Origin of the sequence: Veillonella sp. VA142 (assembly GCF_003992135.1) — a bacterium.
Lineage (GTDB): Bacteria > Bacillota > Negativicutes > Veillonellales > Veillonellaceae > F0422.
This window is the reverse complement of the sequence record NZ_RQVN01000016.1, coordinates 38,073-44,078: the sequence shown is the minus strand read 5'-3', so window position 1 is coordinate 44,078 and position 6,006 is coordinate 38,073. Positions and strand designations below refer to the sequence as shown.

General features: G+C 38.5%; 7 protein-coding genes. All 7 read left to right on the top strand.

The window, feature by feature from the left end; all coding sequences use genetic code 11:
- Nucleotides 1–135, top strand: a 135-nt coding sequence (locus EO117_RS06905) for a transposase (protein WP_164727450.1), incomplete at its 5' end; no start/stop codon positions are given.
- 184 nt (nt 136–319) lie between these two features.
- A complete protein-coding gene (locus EO117_RS06900) occupies nt 320–1,306 on the top strand; it encodes a D-glycerate dehydrogenase (protein WP_126939746.1) in 987 nt (328 codons plus the stop codon).
- Between the two features lie 140 nt (nt 1,307–1,446).
- Complete coding sequence (locus EO117_RS06895) at nt 1,447–3,150, top strand: glutamine--tRNA ligase/YqeY domain fusion protein (protein ID WP_126939745.1); 1,704 nt, start codon at nt 1,447–1,449, stop codon at nt 3,148–3,150.
- A 9-nt stretch (nt 3,151–3,159) separates the two neighbouring features.
- The gene (locus EO117_RS06890; RefSeq protein ID WP_126939744.1) at nt 3,160–3,765 is read left to right on the top strand and encodes a hypothetical protein; all 606 of its coding nucleotides are present in this window, start codon (nt 3,160–3,162) and stop codon (nt 3,763–3,765) included.
- Between the two features lie 259 nt (nt 3,766–4,024).
- Nucleotides 4,025–4,591: a DUF3793 family protein gene (locus tag EO117_RS06885; RefSeq protein WP_126939743.1), complete on the top strand. Its 567-nt coding sequence runs from the start codon at nt 4,025–4,027 to the stop codon at nt 4,589–4,591.
- Nucleotides 4,592–4,602: 11 nt separating this feature from the next.
- On the top strand, nt 4,603–5,019 hold the full coding sequence (locus tag EO117_RS06880) for a flavodoxin domain-containing protein (protein WP_126939742.1): 417 nt from the start codon (nt 4,603–4,605) through the stop codon (nt 5,017–5,019).
- A 191-nt stretch (nt 5,020–5,210) separates the two neighbouring features.
- Nucleotides 5,211–6,005, top strand: a complete 795-nt coding sequence (locus EO117_RS06875) for a DUF3100 domain-containing protein (RefSeq protein WP_126939741.1) — start codon at nt 5,211–5,213, stop codon at nt 6,003–6,005.
- Nucleotide 6,006 lies beyond the last annotated feature (1 nt).

Below are 6,006 nucleotides of genomic sequence, written 5' to 3'. Positions count from 1 at the left end.
GGGTTTACAGAAGGATGTAATAATAACATTAAAGTATTAAAGAGAATAAGTTATGGGTTGCGTCATTTTGAACGCTTTAGAGTTCGTATACTTCTATTAAGCAAAAAGAATAGCACTAGCTATTTGAATAGCTAGTGCTAAGAACTTTTTATATGAGTAGCCCCCACATTTGACAAAGAGCCTTTTTTATTGTCAAAGATAGATATGATATAATTTACAGGAAGGAGTTCTACTGATTGACAGTTAAAGGATGAGCACCTTATAGATTATATTTTTATAGTATATAAATAGATAAGATAAGTGAAAGTGGGGTTGAGTTATGAATAAACCTGTTGTAGTAGTACCAGGATTGGTACGTAAAGATGCAGTGGCTTATTTGAGCGAGCATGTGACAGTACGCCAGTGGACAGAAAAAGAAAAAATGCCTAAAGAATTATTAAAAGAGTGGTTGCGTGAAGCAGATGGTTTATGGAGTATTAACCATTTTACAGTGGATGAGGATTTAGTGAAGGATGCGCCTAACTTAAAGGTCATTGCTCAAGCCTCTGTAGGGTATGATAATATTGATATAGATGCGCTAACAGCACGAAATATTCCTTATGGCAATACGCCTGATGTATTAACAGAGACAACGGCAGAGTTGGCTTTTACATTGATGGCAGCAGCAAACCGTAGAATTTATGAAAATGCCCAATTTGTGAAAGATGGTAAATGGCTGGAGAGACCATCCAATATTAAAGGAAAAGATTTGAGCCGTATGACGTTGGGTATTATTGGCATGGGTAAGATTGGTGTGTCTGTATCTCGTAGAGCACGTGCCTTCGGAATGACCGTACAATATCATAATCGTCATCGTCGCAATGATGATAGCTTGCTTATGACCACCTATGTGTCATTAGGCAAATTGCTCACTACTAGCGATATCATTTTGGTAATGGCTCCATTGACCGAGGAAACATATCATTTAATTGATGCAGAAGCCTTTGAAATGATGAAAGAGACCGCTTTATTCGTCAATGTTGGGCGTGGGAAGATTGTAGATACAGATGCATTAGTAACCGCTCTAGAAACGGGGCAAATTGACTATGCGGCTCTTGATGTAGTAGATCCTGAACCAATTGGAGCAGATCATCCTTTACTTAAAACAGGCAAATGTTTAGTGGTGCCACATATTGGATCTTTCACAGATCGTACTCGTAAGGAAATGGCTATGCTTACAGCGAATAATTTAATTGCTGGTGTGCATGGTAAACCACTGTTGACTTGTGTTAATGAAAGTGTCAATTATAAGGAGACTGAAGAGTAGGTTATTATAATTTAACAGCGGCGGTGAGAAATGATAGGATTCGCAGGAAATCGATGAAACATAGCTGTTCCTGTGGTATAATAAAGAGAATGTGCGGGACTTGCACTTGTGTATAATCAATATAAGAGAGGAAGAATCACATGGAATCGAAAGAGACGATGATGAGTACGGAAGAAACAACGCCTCAAACTATTAATTTTATTGAAGCGATTATTAATACAGATAATGAAGAAAATACCTATGGAAAACGTGTTCATACACGATTCCCTCCAGAGCCAAATGGGTATTTGCACATTGGTCATGCAAAATCTATTTGCCTTAACTTTGGGTTGGGTAAATCCTACCAAGGCTTAACAAACTTGCGTTTTGATGATACGAATCCGGTTAAGGAAGATGTGGAATATGTAGAATCCATTGAAGAAGATGTAAAATGGTTAGGATTTGAGTGGTATGGGGATGTACATTATGCATCTGACTATTTCGGTAAACTATATGAATATGCTCAAGTGTTGATTAAAAAAGGTAAAGCCTATGTAGATGATCAAACACCAGAAGAAATTCGTGCCACTCGTGGTGATTTTACAACACCTGGTACGAATAGTCCCTATCGTGATCGTAGCGTAGAAGAAAATTTGCGACTCTTTCAAGAAATGAAAGAAGGTAAATATAAAGATGGGGAAAAAGTATTACGTGCTAAAATTGATATGGCGGACCCTAATATCGTCATGCGCGACCCTGTGTTGTATCGTATTTTACATGCAGATCATCACAGAACAGGTTCTGAATGGAATATTTATCCTATGTATGACTATGCCCATCCGGTATCTGATGCGATAGAACGGATTACTCATTCCGTATGTACATTAGAGTTTGAAGTACATCGTCCTTTATACAATTGGGTATTAGAAGAGTGGGAAGATGCAGAAAAACCAAAACAGATCGAATTTGCTCGCTTAAATGTAACAAATATGGTCATGAGTAAACGTAAATTGCGCCAATTAGTTGAGTTGAATCTTGTGAGTGGTTGGGATGACCCTCGTATGCCGACAATTTCTGGTTTGCGTCGTCGTGGCTATACACCAGAGTCCATTCGTGATTTCTGTGAACGTATTGGCGTAGCTAAAGCCGATAGCATGGTAGAGGTAGGTTTATTAGAGTTCTGTATTCGTGAAGATTTGAAATTAAAAGCACCACGCTATATGGCAGTGCTAGATCCTGTGAAAGTTGTCATCACAAATTACCCAGAAGGACAAACAGAAACACTTATCATTGAAAATAATACAGAAAATGAAGCAATGGGCACACGTGAAGTGACATTTGGTCGAGAAGTGTACATTGAGCGTGGTGATTTTATGGAAGAACCAGTGAAAAAATTCTTCCGTTTAGCACCAGGTAAAGAAGTGCGCTTAAAAGGGGCCTACATCATTGAATGTCAATCTGTGGTAAAAGATGCTGATGGCAATATCACTGAAATCCATTGTACCTACGATCCAGATACAAAATCTGGCACAGGATGTCAAAAGAAAGTGAAAGGTATCTTACATTGGGCAGAGGCATCTACAGCAGTGGATATGGAAGTACGTCTTTATGACTATCTATTAAAAGCTGAAGATGATGAAACAGCAGGTAAAGATTTCTTACAACAGTTGAATCCAAACTCCTTAGAAGTAAAATCTGCTAAAGGGGAAGCAGCATTCCGTACGACACAAGCAGGTGACCACTATCATTTCTTACGTACTGGCTATTTTGTAACAGATAAGGATAGTACACCAGACCATATTGTAATGAATCGTACTGTAGGTATGCGCGATACTTGGGCTAAAATGCAAAAGAAACAAGGTTAGGCGAATACCATGAGTAGAAACATAACATATCTTTCATTGGCGGTAGTTCTTTCTTGGTTCATGACAAGTATGATGACTGGCGTAGAAGCAGTGGATACGACATCTATAAAATGGCCAGCTACAATGTTGGTACAGGAAGGGTCTAGTAGTGCTATTCTTTCTTCTGGTGTAGCACAACCATTAGAAAGTGGATTGCGTGATATTGGAATTGATGCAAGTTCATCTCATCAGATATTGGATAAGCAAGGTAATAATTATTATTATGCCCGTTATGGAGAGGGAACTTTGCTCTATGGATTTGGCCCACAAAAAGATGATTGGCATCCTGCTACATTGTCAGGGGAATCTAAATATACTCTACATATGATTCAAGAGTATGAAACATATGTAAAAGAGCATCCTGAAACATTTACATTGGTTGTTCCATTTCATGAAGTGAAACAAAATATCTATGTTGGTGAATTCATTGTGAATACATGGTTTAGGCAAGTAGAATATCCTATGTATATACAAATTGCCCTCCTGTCTGATGGTACAGGTGCGCCGAAAGTGCGCTATATAATAACCCATGTGAAAGATGAAATGCTGAGAAAAGAATTACATTACTTATTATAAGAAGAGGTTGCAAACTTTGAGAACTACTATAACTCTAGGAAACTGTGGAATAGTAGGAGCACAAAGAATGCAACTTTTTCTTTTTTAAATGAAAAAACTTCTCATACTTATTGACAGATAGTATGATTATTTGTATTATAATAATAGAAATAATTTTCATTATTTTGTTTCATCTTTCGAGATGATATATATCCGGATTATCTATTTGCTGTGAGAGCAAGTGTTCTCCCCAAACTATGTAAAAAGGCAGGTACGACAAATGGAATCCATCGAGCAGATTATCGGTTACCATTGTGCGCCCGCAATTCGAGGTATTAAAGTAGCAAATCTTGTTGCATTACCTCAGCATTTAGGGGTTGCAATGGTAGAAAAAACACATGAGTATAATGATAAATTTAATCAAAAAGGCCTGTTCTTTTATGAACTATGCCATTGTGAAAAACGAAAATTATTACTCGTATTTCGTGAACGTATGCTCGAGAACTATTTGAGACAACCTGAGGTGCTAGCATTTTTACGTGGCTATGGATATGAATCCTATAAAACATTGTCAGATTGGTTATTGCATTTGCGCGAACGTATTGAAATGAGCGATGTGTTCCCTCATGAGATCGGTGTATTTTTAGGATATCCATTAGAAGATGTAAAAGCGTTTATTCAATTCCGTGGAGCAGGCTATAAAGTCTGTGGTGACTGGAAGGTATATGGAAATCAAGCGTCGGCTATGCACGCATTTCATTGTTTTCGAATGTGCCGTGACTACTGTCACGCACAGTTGAATAAAGGAAAATCTTTAGAGTCTTTGGTTGCCGTAACGGCATGCTAGGAGGTAACATTATGATCGCTGTAATTTATTGGTCTGGAACAGGTAACACAGCTGCAATGGCAGAAGCTGTAGGTAAAGGTATCGCGGATGCTGGTCAAGAAGTGGTAGTAAAATCCGTTTCTGAAATCACTGCTGATGAAGCAGCCGGCTATGAAAAATTAGCATTAGGTTGCGCTGACATGGGTGCTGAAGAATTAGAAGATGCTGAATTTGCACCATTCTATGAAGCATTGGAATCTAAATTAGCAGGTAAAAAAGTAGTATTGTTCGGGTCCTACGGTTGGGGCGGCACATGGTTAGATGACTGGGCTGGTCGTGTAGAAGGTGCTAATGGCGTTGTAGTTGACAAATTACCAGTAATGGGCGAACCTGATGATTCCGGTAAAGAACAATGTGAAGCATTAGGAAAAGCGTTAGTAAACGCATAAGCCAAATATAAGGTACATGATACAACAATATACTAGAACTTAATCATAAGAGGCAGATAGATACATCTATTCGCCTCTTATTTTAGTTTTGCAACCTTCTTGCTAATTCGGAATCGATGACACATTGACCATGCAGGTTAAACTTTACTATAATAAAGAAATCATATAGTTATTAGTATAGGAGGTATTGTATGCAAGTGTTACAAAACTGGAAATTACATGCATTGGCTCTTGTGATCACCATCATTGCAGAAATGATTGGAATCCAACGATTTGGAGCTGTGGTATTTTTACCACTTTTATATGCGTTGATTATGGGGCTTTTTGTATCCATTCCATCATTCAAAATTTTAACGGTGGAAACGATGGAAAAATCTGCTGATTATCTAGGGATTGCAGTGATGCTTTTAATGGTGAAAGTAGGCTTAGGGATTGGTCCTAACTTAGAAATTTTGTCTACTGCTGGATTGGCTCTTATGTTACAAGAGTTAGGTCATTTCTTTGGTACGATTGTATTTGGTTTACCAGTAGCGTTATTAGTTGGAATGCGCCGTGAAGCGGTAGGTGCATGTTACTCTGTAGACCGAGAACCTAATGTAGCGATTATTATCGATAAATTTGGTTTTAGTTCTCCTGAAGGTCGTGGCGTGATGGGCATGTATATTTGTGGTGTATTAATTGGTGCTATGTGGGCATCTGTACTAGCAGGATTCTTTGCTCAAATGGGTTGGTTCCATCCATTGGCTTTGGCTATGGGTGCCGGCGTAGGTAGTGCTAGCATGATGGCTGCTTCTACAGCACCTATTATTGCAGTATATCCAGAATATGAAGCGCAAATCGCAGCTTTAGCGGGGGCAGCTAATTTGCTGACCACTGTACTAGGTGTGTACTTTGGTATTTTCGTATCCTTACCTGTGATGGAAAAAATATATAATTTCTTTACAGGTCGTACACGTGAACAAGATTTGGCAGAGGAGGGACAATAAG

Bases quoted from the DNA above. Each gene is read 5' to 3' on its own strand.
- EO117_RS06900 (WP_126939746.1), top strand. From the start codon at position 320: ATGAATAAACCTGTTGTAGTAGTACCAGGATTGGTACGTAAAGATGCA.
- EO117_RS06895 (WP_126939745.1), top strand. From the start codon at position 1,447: ATGGAATCGAAAGAGACGATGATGAGTACGGAAGAAACAACGCCTCAA.
- EO117_RS06890 (WP_126939744.1), top strand. From the start codon at position 3,160: ATGAGTAGAAACATAACATATCTTTCATTGGCGGTAGTTCTTTCTTGG.
- EO117_RS06885 (WP_126939743.1), top strand. From the start codon at position 4,025: ATGGAATCCATCGAGCAGATTATCGGTTACCATTGTGCGCCCGCAATT.
- EO117_RS06880 (WP_126939742.1), top strand. From the start codon at position 4,603: ATGATCGCTGTAATTTATTGGTCTGGAACAGGTAACACAGCTGCAATG.
- EO117_RS06875 (WP_126939741.1), top strand. From the start codon at position 5,211: ATGCAAGTGTTACAAAACTGGAAATTACATGCATTGGCTCTTGTGATC.